At 72.4% G+C, this 17,940-nt stretch carries 14 protein-coding genes and 1 pseudogene; 7 read left to right on the top strand and 8 right to left on the bottom strand.

Annotated features, from left to right (window positions below; all coding sequences use genetic code 11):
• Nucleotides 1-28: 28 nt before the first annotated feature.
• The gene (locus AB0G63_RS10295) at nucleotides 29-1,849 is read right to left on the bottom strand and encodes an ABC transporter ATP-binding protein (RefSeq protein ID WP_360747246.1); all 1,821 of its coding nucleotides are present in this window, start codon (nucleotides 1,847-1,849) and stop codon (nucleotides 29-31) included.
• Between the two features lie 94 nt (nucleotides 1,850-1,943).
• On the opposite strand from AB0G63_RS10295, the gene AB0G63_RS10290 reads away from it, so the two are divergent.
• Complete coding sequence (locus tag AB0G63_RS10290) at nucleotides 1,944-2,399, top strand: MarR family transcriptional regulator (RefSeq protein WP_360747243.1); 456 nt, start codon at nucleotides 1,944-1,946, stop codon at nucleotides 2,397-2,399.
• Between the two features lie 136 nt (nucleotides 2,400-2,535).
• Here AB0G63_RS10290 and AB0G63_RS10285 read toward each other — a convergent pair whose 3' ends face one another.
• Entirely contained in the window at nucleotides 2,536-3,276 is a 741-nt protein-coding gene (locus AB0G63_RS10285) for a L,D-transpeptidase family protein (protein ID WP_360747240.1), read from the bottom strand.
• A 251-nt stretch (nucleotides 3,277-3,527) separates the two neighbouring features.
• On the opposite strand from AB0G63_RS10285, the gene AB0G63_RS10280 reads away from it, so the two are divergent.
• The 4 genes and pseudogenes from AB0G63_RS10280 to AB0G63_RS10265 form a co-directional block, all read left to right on the top strand.
• Nucleotides 3,528-5,465: an ABC transporter ATP-binding protein gene (locus tag AB0G63_RS10280; protein WP_360747238.1), complete on the top strand. Its 1,938-nt coding sequence runs from the start codon at nucleotides 3,528-3,530 to the stop codon at nucleotides 5,463-5,465.
• Nucleotides 5,462-7,243, top strand: coding sequence for an ABC transporter ATP-binding protein (locus AB0G63_RS10275; RefSeq protein WP_360747235.1), 1,782 nt, complete (start codon nucleotides 5,462-5,464; stop codon nucleotides 7,241-7,243). The genes AB0G63_RS10280 and AB0G63_RS10275 overlap by 4 nt, the downstream gene beginning before the upstream one ends.
• Nucleotides 7,244-7,522: 279 nt before the next feature.
• Nucleotides 7,523-7,999, top strand: a complete 477-nt coding sequence (locus AB0G63_RS10270; protein WP_360747232.1) for a DUF5709 domain-containing protein — start codon at nucleotides 7,523-7,525, stop codon at nucleotides 7,997-7,999.
• Nucleotides 8,000-8,014: 15 nt separating this feature from the next.
• Nucleotides 8,015-8,113, top strand: a pseudogene (locus AB0G63_RS10265) (50S ribosomal protein L31); the annotation flags it as partial.
• Nucleotides 8,114-8,189: 76 nt separating this feature from the next.
• On the opposite strand, the gene AB0G63_RS10260 reads toward AB0G63_RS10265, so the two are convergent.
• Complete coding sequence (locus tag AB0G63_RS10260) at nucleotides 8,190-8,984, bottom strand: metal-dependent hydrolase (RefSeq protein ID WP_360747229.1); 795 nt, start codon at nucleotides 8,982-8,984, stop codon at nucleotides 8,190-8,192.
• 145 nt (nucleotides 8,985-9,129) lie between these two features.
• Between AB0G63_RS10260 and AB0G63_RS10255 the strand changes: the two genes are divergently transcribed.
• The gene (locus AB0G63_RS10255) at nucleotides 9,130-11,643 is read left to right on the top strand and encodes a DUF3516 domain-containing protein (protein WP_360747226.1); all 2,514 of its coding nucleotides are present in this window, start codon (nucleotides 9,130-9,132) and stop codon (nucleotides 11,641-11,643) included.
• Between the two features lie 19 nt (nucleotides 11,644-11,662).
• Nucleotides 11,663-12,529, top strand: a complete 867-nt coding sequence (locus tag AB0G63_RS10250; RefSeq protein ID WP_360747223.1) for an acyl-CoA thioesterase II — start codon at nucleotides 11,663-11,665, stop codon at nucleotides 12,527-12,529.
• Nucleotides 12,530-12,970: 441 nt separating this feature from the next.
• Here AB0G63_RS10250 and AB0G63_RS10245 read toward each other — a convergent pair whose 3' ends face one another.
• Genes AB0G63_RS10245 through AB0G63_RS10225 form a run of 5 tightly spaced genes read right to left on the bottom strand, consistent with a single transcriptional unit; the run spans nucleotide 12,971 to nucleotide 17,881 of the window.
• Nucleotides 12,971-13,738: an ABC transporter ATP-binding protein gene (locus AB0G63_RS10245; RefSeq protein ID WP_360747220.1), complete on the bottom strand. Its 768-nt coding sequence runs from the start codon at nucleotides 13,736-13,738 to the stop codon at nucleotides 12,971-12,973.
• A 3-nt stretch (nucleotides 13,739-13,741) separates the two neighbouring features.
• Entirely contained in the window at nucleotides 13,742-15,349 is a 1,608-nt protein-coding gene (gene mdlC / locus AB0G63_RS10240; protein ID WP_360747217.1) for a benzoylformate decarboxylase, read from the bottom strand.
• The gene (locus AB0G63_RS10235) at nucleotides 15,346-16,176 is read right to left on the bottom strand and encodes an ABC transporter permease subunit (protein ID WP_360747215.1); all 831 of its coding nucleotides are present in this window, start codon (nucleotides 16,174-16,176) and stop codon (nucleotides 15,346-15,348) included. The genes mdlC and AB0G63_RS10235 overlap by 4 nt, the downstream gene beginning before the upstream one ends.
• Nucleotides 16,173-16,973: an ABC transporter permease subunit gene (locus AB0G63_RS10230; RefSeq protein WP_360747212.1), complete on the bottom strand. Its 801-nt coding sequence runs from the start codon at nucleotides 16,971-16,973 to the stop codon at nucleotides 16,173-16,175. Before AB0G63_RS10230 ends, AB0G63_RS10235 begins: the two co-directional genes overlap by 4 nt.
• Nucleotides 16,970-17,881 (bottom strand): ABC transporter substrate-binding protein, encoded by a 912-nt coding sequence (locus tag AB0G63_RS10225; RefSeq protein WP_360747209.1) that lies wholly within the window; start codon nucleotides 17,879-17,881, stop codon nucleotides 16,970-16,972. Before AB0G63_RS10225 ends, AB0G63_RS10230 begins: the two co-directional genes overlap by 4 nt.
• Between the last annotated feature and the right edge of the window lie 59 nt (nucleotides 17,882-17,940).

The following is a 17,940-nucleotide window of genomic DNA, read 5'->3' as shown; positions in this document are numbered from 1 at the left end:
CGCATACCGCCACAAACCCGGCATATTTTCAGCTTGTCGGCTCCAGTTGGGCATCCCGGCGTACGAGCGCGGCGTACCGTCCGTCCTGCTCCAGCAGTTCCTCGTGCGTGCCCCGTTCGGCCACCTTCCCGGAGTCGAGGACCACGATCTGGTCCGCGCCGCGGATCGTGGACAGGCGGTGCGCGATGGTGATCGTGGTGCGGTCGGCCGACAGGGAGTCGATGGCTTCCTGGACGGCGTGCTCGGTACGGGTGTCCAGGGCGCTGGTGGCCTCGTCGAGGATCAGCACCGGCGGGTCGCGCAGGATGGTGCGGGCGATGGCCAGGCGCTGCTTCTCACCGCCGGAGAAGCGGTGGCCGCGCTCGCCGACGACCGTGTCGTAGCCGTCGGGCAGCGACGCGATGTGCTCGTGGATCTGCGCCGCCTCGGCCGCCGCCCGCAGTTCCTCGTCGGTGGCGTCCGGCTTGGCGAAGCGGAGGTTGTCGGCCACCGAGGCGTGGAAGAGGTACGTCTCCTGCGAGACGACGCCGACCGCGCGGGCGAGGGTGTCGAAGTCGAGGTCGCGGACGTCGACCCCGTCGAGGGTGACCCGCCCGCCCGTCACGTCGTACAGGCGCGGCACCAGGTAGCCCAGCGTCGACTTGCCGGCCCCGGTCGGGCCGACGACCGCGAGGCTGCTGCCCGCGGGGACGGCGATGTCAATGCCGTCGAGGATCGGGGCGCTCCTGCCGTCGCGGCCGTCCTGACCGTCGTAGCGGAACCCGACGCCCTCGAAGCGGACCTCGCCCTTGATCCGGTCGATGCGGACGGGGTTGTCCCGCTCGGTGATGTCGATCGGCAGGTCGAGGTACTCGAAGATGCGCTGGAACAGCGCGAGGGAGGTCTGGATCTGCACGCCGGTCGACAGCAGGCTGACGGTCGGGCGGAACAGGCCCTGCTGGAGCGAGACGAAGGCGACGATCGTGCCGATCGAGACCTCGGGTCCGCCGAGTTGCAGGGCCATCCCCGCGGTCCAGTAGATGACGGCCGGCATGGCGGCCATCACGATGGTGATCACGGCCATGCGCCAGCGGCCGGCCATGTTCGCCCGCACCTCCAGGTCGACCAGGCGCTCGGACTCGTCGGAGAAGGTCCGGGTGAGCGAGTCGGAGCGGCCCATGGTGCGGCCCAGCAGGATGCCGCTGACGGAGAGCGACTCGGTGACGGTGGCCGCCATCGCCGCCATCTGCTTCTGGCGCTGGGTGGTGATCCGCTTGCGTTCGTTGCCGACGCGGCGGCTGATCCACACGAAGACCGGCAGCAGCAGGAGAGAGACGACGGTCAGGCGCCAGTCGAGGGCGATCATCGCGACGATCGTGGCGACCACGCTGGTCAGGTTGGAGACCAGGGAGGTGGCGGTGGAGGTGACGGTGGCCTGCATGCCCCCGATGTCGTTGGCGATGCGGGACTGCACCTCGCCGGTACGCGTGCGCGTGAAGAACGCGAGCGACATGCGCTGCAGACGGCCGTAGACGGCGGTGCGCAGGTCGTGCATGACGCGCTGGCCGACCGTCGTGGAGATCAGGGTCTGCAGCACGCCGAAGACGCTGGTGAGGACGGCGCTGACGATCATGCCGAGCGCGAGCAGGCTGAGCAGCCCGGTGCGGCCCTCGGGGATGGCGACGTCGAGGATCGCCTTCAGCAGGAAGGGGGTCGCGACCGAGACCAGGGACGCGGCGCCGACCAGGAGGCCGACGACGGCGAGGCGCCCGCGGTAGGGGCGGAAGAGTCGCAGGATGCGGCGGACCTGCCGGGGCTGCTCCTTGGCGTCGGCCGGCGGGGTCCAGCGGGGTTCGTGGTCGGGATGCATGGGCTCCTACGGGGAGTGAGAGGACGAGAACGAACGGAGCTTAGCTCATTGTTACCTATACTCACAATGAACCAGGTCCTGTTATTGTTCCGGTATGACGACCCCCGATCCGGACAGCCTGCTCGCCGAGCAGCTGCTGCGGTTCACGCGCCGCGTGCACCGCATCCAGAAGCGCCACATCGAGCAGTGCGGCCTGGGCGTCACCCCGGCCCAGTCCCGGCTGCTGCGCACCCTGGCGCACTTCGGCTCGCCGCCCCGCATGGCCGACCTGGCCGAGCACCTGGAGGTGGTCCCGCGGGCGGTGACGACGCTGGTGGACGGGCTGGAGGCGAGCGGCAAGGTGCGCCGGGTGCCGGATCCGGCCAACCGCCGGGTGATCCGGATCGAGCTCACGGACGACGGACGCAAGGCCCTGCGGGAGCTGCGCGGCGCCCGCAGGTCGGCCGCCGAGGAGATCCTCGCGCCGCTCACCGGCGAGCAGCGCGAGGTGCTCGGCGACCTGCTGGACACGCTGGTGGAGGGGGCGCCCGAGCGGGGCAGCACCTGCTGAGCACGGGCCGCTGTATCGTTCCGCCGCCCGTCTTCGTGCCGCCCCTCGCGTCGCCCGTCTTCGTGCTGCCCGGCGTCGCGTCGCCCGTCTTCGTGCCGCTCGTCTTCGTGCCGTGGCGAGCCGGGCACGACGTCGTTCAGTCCTTCAGGTGGGCCCGGTCCCCCATCACCACCACCGGACGGCTGGCCGGGTCGAGGGTGCGCAGCAGGTACTCCATCGCCGGTTTCGACAGGCTGACGCAGGCCGACGTGCCGCTGCCGTGGTCCATGTGCAGCCAGATGCCGCCGCCCTTCTCCTGGCCCTCCGGTCGGGCCGGGTCGTTGGGCGGCCTGCCCTCGACGCGGTTGTAGTCGATGGCGATGACGTAGTCGAAGTCGTGCCAGTGCGACCTGGCCCACCAGCGGGGGGCCGCGAAGGCGGCGGAGCGTGTGTAGGGCAGCCTCGTCCCGGGGTCCGGGAGGACACCGCCCGCGTCGGTGAGCGTGAACACGCCCACGGGACTGCGGTTGTCGCCCTCGTGATGGTCGGTGGTCCAGCCCTTCTTGCCGTTGTGCGCGGGCCAGCCGCGGACCCGCTGCCAGGAGATGCCGTGCCTCGTGTACAGAACGGCGGTGGAGTCGGCGGAGTCCCGGCCTTCGCCGTAGACGGCCAGTACCTGGCGGGAGCCGGCGGGGATCCTGCGCAGCAGACGGTCGCCGATGCCCGGAACGCGGGTGTGGTCGACGGCGGGGTGGCCGGCGGACCGGGAGTCCGCGCCGTCGCCTCCTCCGGCGTGGCGTGCGCCGTCGCATCCGGACAGGACGGTCAGGGAGGCCAGGAGGCCGAAGAGGGCCGCTGTGGTGACGATCGCGTGCCGGACACGGCTGCCGCTGTGCATCGCCCCATGGTCGCACCGTCGGCTGCGGCGAACCGGACACGACAGCCGGTTCTGAGCGGTGGCGTCGAAAACCGTTTGCCTCCGACCGCTTTCTGACGCGAGCCTTTCACGGTTTGCTGCCACACCGCGCGGTTCGTCCTTGTTCCCCCTCCCGCCCCTTCCCGCCCTCCCCGCTCCTTCTCGCCCCTTCACGACCCTTCACGACCCGAGCCTCCGGGTCCCTGACACGAGCTTCCGGGACGTCATCCGTCATGCAGATCCAAGATCTTCCCTATTCCGACCCCGGCCTGCCGGACGCGCGCTCCGGGCCGCGATTTCTGTGGTGGCTGGCCCGGAATCAGCTCGGTGGACAGTTCGCGTCGTTCGCCTGGGGACTGCTGCATTTCGCCTCGGTCTCCGCGCTGCCGTTCTGCGTGGGCATCGCCGTGCAGGCCGTCGTCGACCGCTCCGGTAGCCGACTCGCCCTGGCGGGCGGGCTGTTGGCACTCGTCTGTGCCGGCAACGCGGTCGGCGACACATTCCTGCACCGGGCCGCGGTCACCAACTGGATCACCGCGGCCGCCCGCGTGCAGCAACTGCTCGCCCGCAAGGCGGCCCGGCTGGGCTCGGCGCTGACCCGGCGCGTCGCGGCCGGCGAGGTGGTCGCCGTCTCCACGGGCGACGTCGAGAAGATCGGCTGGTTCGTCGAGGCCGTCTCCCGGTTCACCGCGGCAGCGGTCACGGTCGTGCTGGTCTGCGTCGCCCTCGTCGTCTACCAGCCGGCGCTCGGTGCCGTCGTCGCCGTGGGCCTGCCGGTGCTGGCGGTGGCGGTGCTCCCGCTGCTGCCGCGGGCGACCCGGCGCGCCGACCTCCAGCGCGAGAAGGCGGGCCGGGCCACGGAACTGGCCTCGGACACCGTCGCGGGTCTGCGCGTGCTGCGCGGCATAGGCGGTGAGGAGTTGTTCCTCGACCGCTACCGCCGTGCCTCCCAGGAGGTGCGGCGGGCCGCGGTGCGCAGCGCCCGCATGTGGTCGCTGATTTCCGCGATCCAGGTACTGCTGCCGGGGCTGCTGCTCATCGCGGTCGTCTGGTACGGCGTCCGTCTGGCCCGCGAGGGCCGGGTCACCGTGGGCGAACTGGTCACCGTCTACAGCTCGGTGATGGTCCTGACCTATCCGCTGCGCAACTTCGAGGAGATCGCGATGGCCTACTCCTTCTCGCGGCCCTCGGCCAGGCGGGCGGCGCGCGTGCTGTCGCTGGAGCGGGCCACGGACACCGCGGGCACGGGCGCCGACGGCCTCCCCGCCGGAGAGCTGTACGACCCGGAGACCGGTCTGCTCGCGCCCGCGGGCCTGCTGACCGCCGTGGTGTGCGGCGACCCGGACGCTGCCGGGCGGCTGGCCGAACGGCTGGGCGGGCACCCCGCACATCCCGCCGAGAAGGGCACGTCGGTGCTGCTGGGCGGGGTGCCGCTGGACGATCTGCCGCTCGACTCGGCCCGGGCGGCCGTCCTCGTCCAGGACAAGGACCCCGTCCTGCTGTCGGGCTCGCTGCGTGAGCTGTTCGACGTCCCCGCCTCCGGGGAGGTGTCGGCGGCCGAGGCGCTGGCAGCGGCGCAGTGCGCGGACGTGCTGGCGGCGCTCACCCAGGGGTCGCTCGACGCGGCGGACCCGATGGACGCCCGCATCACCGAGCGCGGCCGGTCGCTCTCCGGCGGCCAGCGCCAACGACTCGCGCTGGCCCGGTCCCTGGTCACGGACCCGGAGGTGCTCGTCCTGGACGAGCCGACCTCCGCCGTCGACTCGCACACGGAGGCGCGGATCGCGCAGGGCGTACGGGATCTGCGGGCAGGCCGCACGACGGTGGTGTTCACCTCGTCGCCGCTGCTGCTGGATCGTGCGGACCGGGTCGTGCTGGTGCACGAAGGCGAGGTCGCGGCGGTCGGCCGGCACCGGGAGCTCGTCCGCACCGAGCCCCGGTACGGGGCGGTGGTGTCCCGCGAGACGGCCGCCGAAACAGCCTCGCGGGACGTGGACGCCCGCGCCGCCCTGCACGGACGAGACACAGACGCTGACGTTCCCCGCGGACGAGACACAGGCACCGACGCCCCCCGCGGACGGGGCACAGGCACCGACGCCCCGCGCGCACCGGACATGAACGATGACGGCGCCCTGCGGGTCGTCCTGGCAGAGATCGAGGAGTCGGCATGATCGGCGTGGCACCGCCGGCGTACGACCCGGCGGCCCCGACGACGGCGAACACCCTGCCGGTCGGCGCCGCCGCGACCGTGCGCGCCTACGTGGCCGAACTGTTCCGGCGCCATCGCCGGGCCTTCCTGCTGCTCGTCACCGTCAACACGGTGGCCGTCGGCGCCTCGATGGTCGGCCCCTGGCTGCTGGGCGGTCTCGTGCAGCGCGTGTCGGACGGAGCGCGGGAACTCCATCTGGAACTCACCGTCGGGCTGTTCCTGCTCGCGCTGTCCGTGCAGGCCGTGTTCGTGCGGCAGGTGCGGCTGCGCGGGGCGATGCTCGGCGAGCGGATGCTGGCCGACCTGCGCGAGGACTTTCTGGTGCGGTCGGTCGCCCTGCCGCCGGGCGTCCTGGAACGAGCCGGGACGGGCGACCTGCTGTCCCGGATCACCACCGACATCGACCGGCTGGCCAACGCGATGCGCGAGGCCGTGCCCCAGCTGTCCATCAGCGTGGTGTGGGTCACGCTGCTGCTGGGCGGGCTGGTCGTCACCGCTCCGCCGCTGGCCCCGGTCGTTCTGCTGGCGCTGCCACTGTTGATCGTCGGCTGCCGCTGGTACTTCCGGCGGGCGCCGGCCGCCTACCGGTCGGAGGCCGCCGGGTACGCGGCCGTCGCCGCCGCGCTCGCCGAGACCGTGGACGCCGGGCGCACCGTCGAGGCCCACCGGCTCGGCCCGCGCCGCACCGCGCTGTCGGAACGGCGGATCAAGGAGTGGACGGCCTGGGAGCGCTACACGCTCTGGCTGCGGTCGGTGCTGTTCCCGGTCATCAGCGTCACCCATGTGACGGTCCTGTCCTCGATCCTGATCATCGGCGGTGTGTTCGTCCTGCACGGCTGGATCGGGGTCGGGCAGCTGACGACCGGCGCGCTGATCGCGCAGATGCTCATCGACCCCGTGGGACTGATCCTGCGCTGGTACGACGAACTGCAGGTGGCGCAGGTGTCGCTGGCCCGCCTGGTAGGGGTGCGGGACATCGAGCCGGCGGCCGGTGACGCCTCGGTGGTCCCCGACGGGCGGGACGTGCACGCCGACCGGGTCCGCTTCGGTTACCTGGAGGGCGTGGACGTCCTGCGCGAGGTGTCCCTCCAGGTCGCCCCCGGCACCCGGCTGGCGCTGGTCGGCCCGTCGGGCGCCGGCAAGTCCACCCTGGGCAGGCTGCTCGCCGGCGTCTACGCGCCCCGGGACGGCCGGGTCCTGCTCGGCGGCGCCGAACTGGCCCGGATGCCCGCCGAGCGGGTGCGCTCGCACGTGGCCCTCGTCAACCAGGAGCACCACGTCTTCGTGGGTTCGCTGCGCGACAATCTGCTGCTGGCCCGCACCGACGCCACCGACGCGGAGCTGTGGGCGGCGCTCGGCGCGGTCGACGCCGACGGCTGGGCCCGCGCCTTCGACGAGGGACTGGACACCGAGGTCGGCTCGGGAGGGCTCGCGCTCACCCCCGCCCGGGCCCAGCAGATCGCGCTGGCCCGGCTGGTGCTCGCCGACCCGCACACGCTGGTCCTGGACGAGGCGACCTCGCTCCTCGACCCGCGGGCGGCCCGGCACCTGGAACGGTCGCTGGCCCGGGTCCTCGACGGCCGCACCGTCGTGGCCATCGCCCATCGCCTGCACACCGCCCACGACGCCGACGTCATCGCCGTCGTCGAGAACGGCCGCATCAGTGAGCTGGGCAGCCACGACGAACTGGTCGCGGCGGAGGGCGCCTACGCAGCGCTGTGGAGGTCGTGGCACGGGTGACCGTGCGCGGTTGCCGGGAGCGGTGACCGGGGGCGGTGACCGGGGCGTCGTACGGCGCGGTGGGTGAGTAACGCCGGCCCGCCGGGCTCCCGATCGCCCCGGCACACGCGCCGTGGCGTTGCGCAGCCCCGAACCGGGGTGGAAGGCTGGAAATCGGCACCGGCTCGGGGAGCGCCCGGGGAGCGTCGGTCCCTCCGCGTGCGCGGTCTGTGCCCCGCGTCCCGGCGGCCTGCCGCCGACCGCGGCGAGAAGGGCCCGTCCCCAGCACCTGGAGGTACCGTGACCAGCGCCGAAGGATGGGGAGACGACGTCTACCAGCCAGACGCGTCCGAGATCCGGGAGGATTCGGGTGTGCTGGATGCGGAGGACACCCTGGACTACGACGGGGTCGACGACCCCCTCGACCGGGGCTGGTCCCCTCCGGAGAGGCCCTGGGCCGTGGACCACGTCGGGGTCACGGCGGCGGAACGCCAGGAGGGGGAGACCCTGGACCAGCGGCTCGCCGAGGAACTGCCCGACCTCGCGCCGCCCGACGGCGACGGCATCGGCGACTGCGACGGCACCGACGGGGAACCCCTGGACAACGAGGTCGGCGCCGTCCGCTCCGGCCGGCTGGTGGCCCCCGACGAGGGGGTGCACGAGGACGAGGAGAGCGCGCTGATCGCCACCGACGTGGGCATCGACGGCGCGGCGGCGTCCGCGGAGGAGGCCGCCATGCACATCGTCGACGAGGACGGCCTGTCCGGTTCACCGTGACGCTCCGCGTCGTGCGCCCGAAGCCATCCCTTCCGCACGGGGAAGGCCAGGACCGTGGACTCCGAGGGTCGCCTCGGCCGGTTCGAGCGGCGGTGCGGGGCGGTGCGGGGCAGGGCGGGTGTCACCCGGCGCCGGACGTTGAACCGCGTGCGGCCCGGCCCGCCGCAGACGGCCCGCGCGGGTGCCCGGCTCAGATGAAGTTCAGCGCCGCCGCGCAGCCCACTCCGCCGAGCAGCATGAACGCCGGCATCAGCACCTTCAGCTCGACCCAGCTGCCCGCCCGGAACCGCATGGCCTTCGGCGGGCCGATCGGATACCAGCGCTTGCGGCCCACCGGGATCGGCCACAGGATCGGGCAGCCGGACACCGTCAGCGCGTCCCCGATGTCGTGGACGAGCGCCCCCAGCACGATCGGCAGCCCCAGCCACAGATACTCCTGACCGGGCTCCGCGAACAGCCAGCTCGATCCGTTCCCCGGCTTGTCCAGGACCCCGGCGAGGATCCACGCGCTGGTCGCGGCCAGCAGCCAGACCAGGACGTCGCTGCTGGACCCGCGGGCCGCCCGCCACAGCAGGCCCTCGATCGCCAGCACCATGTGGACGAAGAGGATGGCCAGCACCGCCCAGCGCCCGCCGGTGATCGCGATGCCCGAGGCGCCCGCACCGGTCAGGACGGCCCACAGCCAGGTGTGCGTGAGCGTGCGGTGGCCGCCCGAGCGGCGCGGGTCGCCCTGCTTCCTGGTCGCCTTGTAGACGGCGTAGGAGAGCTTGTCGACTATCTCGCACAGCCATCGCGACAGCGGCCCGAAGGCGCGCGAGATGGTGGCCGCCTTGTGGTCGAGGTCCGGAGCGAGCGCGGCTCCGGCGCAGATCAGGGCGCCGGTCAGCAGGACGGGCCAGGGCATCGCGTGCCCGGTCGCGGCGGCGGCCGCACCGACGCCGAGCCAGGCGGCGGCCCCCGACAGTGAGTGTGCTGGTCCCATCATCGCCGCTGCCCGCCCCATTCGTCCTGTGCCGCTGTCCAGTTGACGCGGTGCGCTGACGCGCCGTCGGCGACACAGCGTAGCGGCCGTGATCTTCCTCAGGACATCCGATTCCCCTACCGGGCAGAAGGCCAGGCAAGATGGGTGCGTGACCCTCATCGACCAGCTGCCGCCGACCGCCGACCCCGACGCCCTGTACGAAGCCTTCGAGGCATGGGCCCAGGAGCGCGGTCTCACGCTCTACCCCCACCAGGAGGAGGCGCTGATCGAGGCGGTCTCCGGGGCCAACGTGATCGTGTCGACGCCCACCGGCTCCGGCAAGAGCATGATCGCGGCGGGGGCGCACTTCGCCGCGCTGGCCCGGGACGAGGTCACCTTCTACACCGCTCCGATCAAGGCGCTCGTGTCGGAGAAGTTCTTCGAGCTGTGCAAGCTGTTCGGCACCGAGAACGTCGGCATGCTGACCGGTGACGCGTCCGTCAACGCCGACGCCCCGGTGATCTGCTGCACCGCGGAGGTGCTCGCGTCGATCGCGCTGCGCGACGGCAAGCACGCGGACGTCGGCCAGGTCGTCATGGACGAGTTCCACTTCTACGCCGAGCCGGACCGCGGCTGGGCCTGGCAGATCCCCCTGCTGGAACTTCCCCAGGCGCAGTTCATCCTGATGTCCGCCACGCTCGGCGACGTCTCGATGTTCGAGAAGGACCTCACCCGGCGCACCGGCCGGCCGACGTCGGTGGTCCGCTCGGCGACCCGGCCGGTGCCGTTGTCGTACGCGTACCGGTTCACCCCGCTCACCGAGACGCTGACCGAGTTGCTGGAGACCAGGCAGGCGCCGGTCTACATCGTCCACTTCACTCAGGCGCAGGCCGTCGAGCGGGCGCAGGCGCTGATGAGCATCAACATGTGCTCGCGCGAGGAGAAGGAGCAGATCGCCGAGCTGATCGGCAGCTTCCGCTTCACCACCAAGTTCGGCCGCAACCTCTCCCGCTACGTCCGGCACGGCATCGGCGTCCACCACGCCGGCATGCTGCCCAAGTACCGCCGTCTGGTGGAGAAGCTCGCGCAGGCCGGGCTGCTGAAGGTGATCTGCGGCACGGACACCCTCGGCGTGGGCGTCAACGTGCCCATCCGCACCGTGCTGTTCACCGCGCTCACCAAGTACGACGGCAACCGCGTCCGCACCCTGCGGGCCCGTGAGTTCCACCAGATCGCGGGCCGCGCGGGACGGGCGGGCTTCGACACGGCGGGCTTCGTCGTCGCGCAGGCGCCCGAGCACGTCATCGAGAACGAGAAGGCGCTCGCCAAGGCCGGCGACGATCCGAAGAAGCGCCGCAAGGTCGTCCGCAAGAAGGCGCCCGAGGGTTTCGTCGGGTGGACGGAGAACACCTTCGACAAGCTCATCGAGTCCGAGCCGGAGCCGCTGACGTCCCGGTTCCGGGTCACGCACACGATGCTGCTGTCGGTGATCGCCCGTCCGGGCAACGCCTTCGAGGCGATGCGGCATCTGCTGGAGGACAATCACGAGCCGCGCAAGCAGCAGCTGCGGCACATCCGGCGCGCGATCGCGATCTACCGCTCGCTGCTCGACGGCGGCATCGTGGAGAAGCTCGACGAGCCGGACGCCGAGGGCCGCATCGTGCGCCTCACCGTCGACCTGCAACAGGACTTCGCGCTCAACCAGCCGCTGTCCACCTTCGCGCTCGCCGCGTTCGAGCTGCTGGACCCGGAGTCGCCGTCGTACGCCCTGGACATGGTCTCGGTCGTCGAGTCGACGCTGGACGACCCCCGGCAGATCCTGGCCGCCCAGCAGAACAAGGCGCGCGGCGAGGCGGTGGCCGCGATGAAGGCCGACGGCGTCGAGTACGAGGAGCGCATGGAGCGCCTCCAGGACATCACCTACCCGAAGCCCCTGGAGGAGCTGCTCTTCCACGCCTACAACACCTACCGCAAGAGCCACCCCTGGGTGGGCGATCACCCGCTGTCGCCGAAGTCGGTCGTCCGCGACATGTACGAACGGGCGCTTTCCTTCACCGAGCTGGTGTCCCTCTACGAGCTGGCCCGCACCGAGGGCATCGTGCTGCGCTACCTGGCCGGCGCCTACAAGGCCCTGGACCACACCATCCCGGACGATCTGAAGTCCGAGGACCTCCAGGACCTGATCGAGTGGCTCGGCGAGACGGTCCGCCAGGTCGACTCCAGCCTGCTGGACGAGTGGGAGCAGCTCGCCAACCCGGAGGAGATGACGGCCGAGGAGGCCCAGGAGAAGGCCGACGAGGTCAAGCCGGTCACCACCAACGCGCGTGCCTTCCGCGTGCTGGTCCGCAACGCCCTGTTCCGCCGCGTCGAGCTCGCCGCCCTGGACCAGGTCGAGGAGCTGGGCGAGATGGACGCCGAGGCCGGCTGGGACGCCGAGGCCTGGGGCCGGGCGATGGACAAGTACTGGGACGAGTACGACGACCTCGGCACCGGCCCCGACGCCCGGGGGCCCAAGCTGCTGGTCATCCAGGAGGAACCGGACAACCGCCTGTGGCGCGTCCGGCAGATCTTCGACGACCCGAACGGCGACCACGACTGGGGCATCAGCGCGGAGATCGACCTCACGGCCTCCGACGCGGAGGGCCGCGCGGTGGTCCGCGTCACCGACGTCGGTCAGCTGTGAACCAAGGAGACTCCCCCGCATGACGAACCCGGCCGACAGACTGGTCGACCTCCTCGACCTGGAGCAGATCGAGGTCGACATCTTCCGTGGCCGCAGCCCCCAGGAGTCCCTGCAGCGGGTCTTCGGCGGCCAGGTGGCGGGCCAGGCGCTGGTCGCCGCGGGCCGCACCACGGACAACGACCGTCCGGTGCACTCGCTGCACGCGTACTTCCTGCGCCCGGGCCGGCCGGGGGTACCGATCGTGTACCAGGTCGAGCGGATCAGGGACGGCAGGTCGTTCACGACCCGCCGGGTCACCGCCGTGCAGCAGGGCCGCACGATCTTCATTCTCACCGCCTCCTTTCACCGGCCTGAGGACGGTCCGTTCGAGCACCAGCTGCCGCCGGCCCGGAAGGTCCCCGATCCGGAATCCCTGCCGACCGTCATGGAAGAGGTCCGGGCGCATCTGGGCGCGCTGCCGGAGCAGCTGGAGCGGATGGCGCGCCGGCAGCCCTTCGACATCCGCTATGCCGACCGACTGCGCTGGAGCGCCGAGGAGGTCAAGGGCGCCGAGCCGCGCAGTGCCGTGTGGATGCGCGCGGTCGGGCCGCTGGGCGACGACCCGCTCGTACACACCTGCGCGCTGACCTACGCCAGCGACATGACCCTGCTGGACGCCGTCCGCCTCCCGGTCGAACCCCTGTGGGGGCCGCGCAACTTCGACATGGCGTCGCTGGACCACGCCATGTGGTTCCACCGGCCGTTCCGCGCGGACGAGTGGTTCCTGTACGACCAGGAGTCACCGATCGCGACGGGCGGACGCGGCCTGGCCCGCGGGCGCATCTACGACGTGAAGGGGCGGCTGCTGGTGTCCGTGGTGCAGGAAGGCCTCTTCAGGGCCCTGTAGCCCTCGCGTCTCCCGCCCTCCCTGCCGAGCAGCCGGACCAGCAGGCCGCCGCGGAAGCGCTCCGGCCGCGTCGGCGGTGGCGCGCCGTGCGACCGTGTCGGCCGGCGGTCACCGGCGGCGGCGCGCCGTGCGACCGCGCCGGCCGGGCGGTCGCCGGCGCCGGCAGCGGGCGCGGGACCCGCCGGTGCTCGCGCGCCGCCGCCAGGGCTCCGGTGAGGTCGGCGTTGAGCCGGCCGACCTCGTCCGGATCGTCCGCCGTCATGATCCGTCCGGCAAGGAGCGCGGCCGGTGAGCCCGTCACCCGCCGCGAGTCGAACTCGACCCGCTCGTGACCCGGTTCCCTGGCCGCACGGTTCCGCGTGCGGGAGGCGGGACGTGGTGCCGTGATGCAACCAGACCCCACGGGGCCGCGGACGGCAGGCGGCACATCGTGGCGGTCACTCATTTCGGCCCTTCCGGCGGAGCGTTTCGCACCGCCCGTCCGACCTCCGTGCGCAGCGCCACGAAACCGGGAGAACTGCGCGTGGTGATCTGGTCCCGCTCGCCCGGCAGGGCGACCGGCAGGTCCCGGACGACACGCGAGCCGGGGCCGGGAGAGAGGACGACGACACGGTCTCCCACGTACACGCTCTCGTCGATGTCGTGGGTGACGAACACGATGGTCGTGTCGTCGGCGCGGTGGACCTCCAGCAGCAGGTCCTCCAGATCCTCGCGGGTGCCGGCGTCCAGCGAGCCGAACGGCTCGTCCATGAGCAGCAGCGAGGGCCGGCAGACGAGGGCACGGGCGATGGCGACGCGCTGCTGCATACCGCCGGACAGCTCCCGGGGATGGCGCCGGGCGGCTCCGTGCAAGCCGACCCGTTCGAGGATCGTCTCGGCCTCGGCTCGGCGGGCGGCGCGGGTCAGGCCCCGGCGGCGCAGCGGCAGGGCCACGTTGTCGCGTACGGTGAGCCAGGGCAGCAGCGAGCGGCCGTACTCCTGGAAGACCACGGCGAGCCGCTCGGGGACGCCGGTCACCGGTGTCCCGTCGACCGTGACCGTGCCCTCCTGTGCGGGCAGCAGCCCGGCGATGGTGCGCAGCAGCGTGGACTTGCCGCAGCCGGAGGGCCCGACGACGCTGAGGAGTTGCCCGTCGGGCACGGTCAGGCTGATGCCGTCCAGGACGTGCTGGTCGCCGAAGTGCCGGCTGACGGAATCGAGGCGCAGCATCGCTCACCCGGCCCAGGGCTCGTACAGGGTGCCCGCGCTGCCGGTCACCGCGACGTGCAGCAGGAAGGGGCCGGCGTCGTCGCACCGGCCCAGGGCGTGGTCCAGGGCGGCCGGCAGTTCCCCGGGGTGCTCGGCGCGGGCCGCGGGGCAGCCGAAGGACTCCGCGAGTGCCGCGAAGTCGATGCCCGTGATGTCGGTGCCGGGAACGGGTGCGATGCCGATCCGGCGGCCCAGCGCGCGCACGGCCGCGTAACCGCCGTTGTCCAGGAGGATGTAGGTGACCGGCGCCGTGTGGCGGGCCGCGGTCCACAGGGCCTGCACCGAGTACAGCGCCGAGCCGTCCCCGACCACGCACACCACCCGGCGCCGGTCGGCGAGCGCCCGGCCCACCGCGAGGGGCAGGCCCCAGCCGAGCGCGCCGCTGCCCGTGGTGAGGAAGCCGCCGCTCTGTTCGACGGGCACACGCGCGTGGAGCACGTCACGGTGGCTCGGCGCCTCCTCGACGAGGACCCGGTCGCGTGGCAGCCTGGCGCGCAGCAGGTCGAAGACCAGCTCCGGGGTGATGTGCCCCTCGGCGGCGGCCGGAACGGGTGCCGGCCGGGGTGGCGGTGGGTCGCGGTCGGGTTCCTTCAGCAGCCCGGTGAGCCGTTCCAGGGCGGGCCGCAACGTCGTGACGAGGCTGGTGCCGGTCGGCAGCCAGGCGGCCTGGCCGGGGTCGCAGTCCAGGTGGAACAGCTCGGTGCCGGGCGCGAGCGGCGGGCCGCCGTCCGCCACGTGATAGGTGAACAGCGGGGCGCCGAGGGCGACCACCACGTCGTACGGCGCGAGGCGTGCGGACAGTTGGCGGGCGACCGGCGGCAGGAAGCCCTGGAACAGCGGATGCGACTCCGGGAAGCCGGAGCGGCCGGACAGGGGGCTGATCCACACCCCGGCTCGGATCCGCTCGGCCAGCGCCCGCACCTGTTCCAGCGCGTCCTCGTCGTCCACGCCCGGACCGACCACGAGCGCCGGGCGCCGACAGGTCGCCAGCCGGGCGGCGAGCGCGTCGAGGGCGGCGGGGGCGGCGGTGAACCCCGCGTGCACCGTGCGGGGTGTGAGGGGCTCGGCGGGCCGGTCCCAGTCGTCCTCGGGCACGGACACGAAGACCGGGCCGCGGGGCGGCGCCATCGCGACCCGGTACGCCTCGGCAAGCACGGCCGGCACGTCCTCGGCCCGCTCCGGCTGGCGCGCGAACTTCACGTACGGGCGCGGGAACAGGGCCGGTTCGTCGGCGCCGAGGAACGGCCGCAGCTGGATCAGCGAGCGCGCCTGCTGGCCCGCCACGATCAGCAGCGGCACCCGGTCGCGGAAGGCGTTGAAGACCGCACCGAGCGCGTGCCCCATCCCACCCGCCGAGTGCAGGCCGACGAACGCGGCCCGCCGGGTGCCGAGCGCGTGCCCGGCGGCCATGCCGACGACGACGGACTCCTGCAGGCCCAGCACATAGGTGAAGTCGTCCGGCCAGTCGCGGAACATCCGCAGTTCCGTGGAGCCCGGATTGCCGAAGATCGTGGTCATGCCGGTGTCGCGCAGAAACCGTACGACCGCCTCGCGCACCGTGGCCGTCGTCATGCTGTCCTCCCTGCGGACGATCCCGGGCCGACGAGCCGCTTCTCGACCGCCAGCAGTCCGGTGTTGAGGAGATACCCGAGTACGCCGAGCAGCAGCAGCGCGGACCACACCGTGAGCAGGTCGGAGCGCGTCTGGGCGTCGGTGAGCGTGAACCCGATGCCGTCGTCGCTACCCGGCAGCAGTTCCGAGAACACCATCAGGATCAGGCACAGCGACAGGCTGAGCCGGAGCCCGGCGAAGATCCGGGGCAGCGCCGAGGGCAGGATCAGGAACCACAGCCGCTCGGGTGCCGTCAGCCGCAGCACGGCCGCCGCCTCGAGCCGCAGCGGATCGGTGGCGCGGGCGCCCTCGGCCGAGTTGATCAGCACCGGCCACACGGCGCCGAACACGATCGAGGCCACCTGCATGGGCGTACCGACATCGAAGACGACGACGAACACCGGCACCAGCGCGGGCGGCGGCACGGCCCGCGCGAACTGGAGCACCGGGTTGCACAGCGCGTACGCCCGGCGCAAGCGGCCCACCGAGATCCCCAGGGCGATCCCGGCGACAGCGGCGCACGTGAACCCGGCCGCCATCCGGCCCAGGCTCGGCAGGATGGTGCCGACGGCGCCCGAGGTGACGAACAGATGGCCGGCAGGGCCCGAGAACCACAGGTCGCGGGCGTGCCGGGCGATCCGCAGCGGCGGGAAGTACACGCTGCGCAGCGCACGGGCGGCCAGTTCCCAGCACAGGACGGTGCCGAGGAACACCGACCAGCGCAGCAGGAAGGACACGGCGGTGGTGTGCGGCGAGCGGGGTGCGGATCCGCTCTGCGTCTGCGTCATGGGCGGCCCCGCTCCGGCTTCCCCGACACTGGGCGGGGTTCCTGCGCCCAGGCGAACAACCGCCGCTCGGCACCGACCAGTACGCCGTTGATCACCAGCCCGAGGCCGCCTGCCCAGACCACCCCGGCCAGCACGTCCCGCGTGCCGTCGGTCCCCGTCTGGGCCTGGGCGATGAAGATGCCGAGGCCCTGGCCGAAGCCGGAGAGGATCTCCGTCGCGACGGCGAGGATCAGGGCGATCGCGGCCGAGATCCGCACACCGGCGGCGATGAACGGGGCGGTGGCCGGCAGTTCCGCCCGCAGCAGCACCGCGAGCCGGCCGAACCCGAAGGCCCGCAGGGTGTCCTTGGCCAGCGGATCGCTCTCGCCGAGGCCGTAGACGGTGTTGAACAGCACCGGCCACAGCGAGGCGTACGCGATCAGCGTCACCTCCGTCTGTGTGCCCGACCCGAGCAGCAGCGACACGAGCGGGATCAGCGCGACGGACGGCAGGGGCCGCAGGAACTCGATCAGGGTGCGCGCGGCGGCCTCCAGCACCGGCACCGCGCCCAGCAGCAGTCCCAGCGGCACGGCGAGCGCACAGGCGAGCCCGAGGCCGAGCGCCCAAGCCCGCAGGGTCACCCCGATCCCGTCGAGAAAGGCCGGGTCACCCGCCAACCGAGCGGCGCGGGCGAGGACTTCGGATGCGGGCGGCAGATAGCTGCGCCGGACGATCCCGGCCCCGGCCACCGCCTCACAGGTCCCGAAGGCTGCCGCCGCGCCGCTCAGGCCCAGCAGAACCTCCTGACGCCGGGTCATTTCACCAGCAGGGATGCCGGTTCGATGTCCTTGCTCAGCAGTCCCTGGGTGCGCATCAGCCGGATGAGCCGGCGCAGGACGGACGGATCGGCGGTCGGTGGATAGGCCGGCAGGTGGATCGACTTGGCCTGGTCCGCGGTCACCTTGGTGTATTTCGGCAGTTCGGTGCGCACCGCCGCCGGGTTCTCGGCGGCCAGCTCGGACGCCGCCTCGACGGCACGCCGGAAGCCCGCCGCCGCCTTCGGGTTCTTCTTCACGAAGTCGGCCGTGGTGACGTACCCGCTGGCGGGCAGGCCCCTCGCCGGTCCCGAACCGCCGTCGAGCAGAACCCTCGCGCCCAGCTCGCCCCGGATGGCCGTGTCGAACGGCTCGACCGCGTGTGCGGCGTCCACCTGGCCCCTCTGCAGAGCGGGGCCCATCTGCGGGAACAGGATCTGCCGGTAGACGGGTCGCCCGGCGTGCCGGGCGTCGAGGATCGCGTTCAGGGTCAGGGACTGGATGTTGTTCAGGACGGCGACGGCGACCTTCTTGCCGGCCAGGTCCGCGGGCGACTTCAGGTCGGAGTCCTCGGGCACGAGGACATCCATCATGTGCGGGGCGATGCGCACGCCCTCGGCGAGGATGCGCAGGTCCAGGGTGCCCTTCTCGTACGCCTGGAAGTAGGTGACGTAGTTCGCGCTCGCGATGACGTCCACCTGGCCCTTGAGCAGCGCGGGCAGCGCCTGGATGCTCTGCTGCACGGGCTGGATGCGCACGTCCAGGCCCTCTTTGGCGAACAGTCCGCGGTCCCGGGCCAGATAGAGGGCGGCGGAGTCGGTGAGCGGCAGTGCCGCCACGGTCACCTGCGGTCGGCCGCCACCGGAGTGCGGTGTGCCGCCGCTGTCACAGCCCACCAGGATCAGCGCCACGGTGGCGACAAGCGCGGCGAGGCGTTTTGGTTCCCGAACGTGACCGATGTAAAGGCATG

Origin of the sequence: Streptomyces sp. NPDC020996 (genome assembly GCF_040641355.1) — a bacterium.
Taxonomy (GTDB): Bacteria; Actinomycetota; Actinomycetes; order Streptomycetales; family Streptomycetaceae; genus Streptomyces.
The sequence above is the reverse complement of the archived record's forward strand: the minus strand, read 5'-3'. Positions and strand labels throughout refer to the sequence as shown.

Coding starts and splice junctions, on each gene's coding strand:
- AB0G63_RS10295 (WP_360747246.1), bottom strand. CDS start 1,849: ATGCATCCCGACCACGAACCCCGCTGGACCCCGCCGGCCGACGCCAAG.
- AB0G63_RS10290 (WP_360747243.1), top strand. CDS start 1,944: ATGACGACCCCCGATCCGGACAGCCTGCTCGCCGAGCAGCTGCTGCGG.
- AB0G63_RS10285 (WP_360747240.1), bottom strand. CDS start 3,276: ATGCACAGCGGCAGCCGTGTCCGGCACGCGATCGTCACCACAGCGGCC.
- AB0G63_RS10280 (WP_360747238.1), top strand. CDS start 3,528: ATGCAGATCCAAGATCTTCCCTATTCCGACCCCGGCCTGCCGGACGCG.
- AB0G63_RS10275 (WP_360747235.1), top strand. CDS start 5,462: ATGATCGGCGTGGCACCGCCGGCGTACGACCCGGCGGCCCCGACGACG.
- AB0G63_RS10260 (WP_360747229.1), bottom strand. CDS start 8,984: ATGATGGGACCAGCACACTCACTGTCGGGGGCCGCCGCCTGGCTCGGC.
- AB0G63_RS10250 (WP_360747223.1), top strand. CDS start 11,663: ATGACGAACCCGGCCGACAGACTGGTCGACCTCCTCGACCTGGAGCAG.
- AB0G63_RS10245 (WP_360747220.1), bottom strand. CDS start 13,738: ATGCTGCGCCTCGATTCCGTCAGCCGGCACTTCGGCGACCAGCACGTC.
- mdlC (WP_360747217.1), bottom strand. CDS start 15,349: ATGACGACGGCCACGGTGCGCGAGGCGGTCGTACGGTTTCTGCGCGAC.
- AB0G63_RS10235 (WP_360747215.1), bottom strand. CDS start 16,176: ATGACGCAGACGCAGAGCGGATCCGCACCCCGCTCGCCGCACACCACC.
- AB0G63_RS10230 (WP_360747212.1), bottom strand. CDS start 16,973: ATGACCCGGCGTCAGGAGGTTCTGCTGGGCCTGAGCGGCGCGGCGGCA.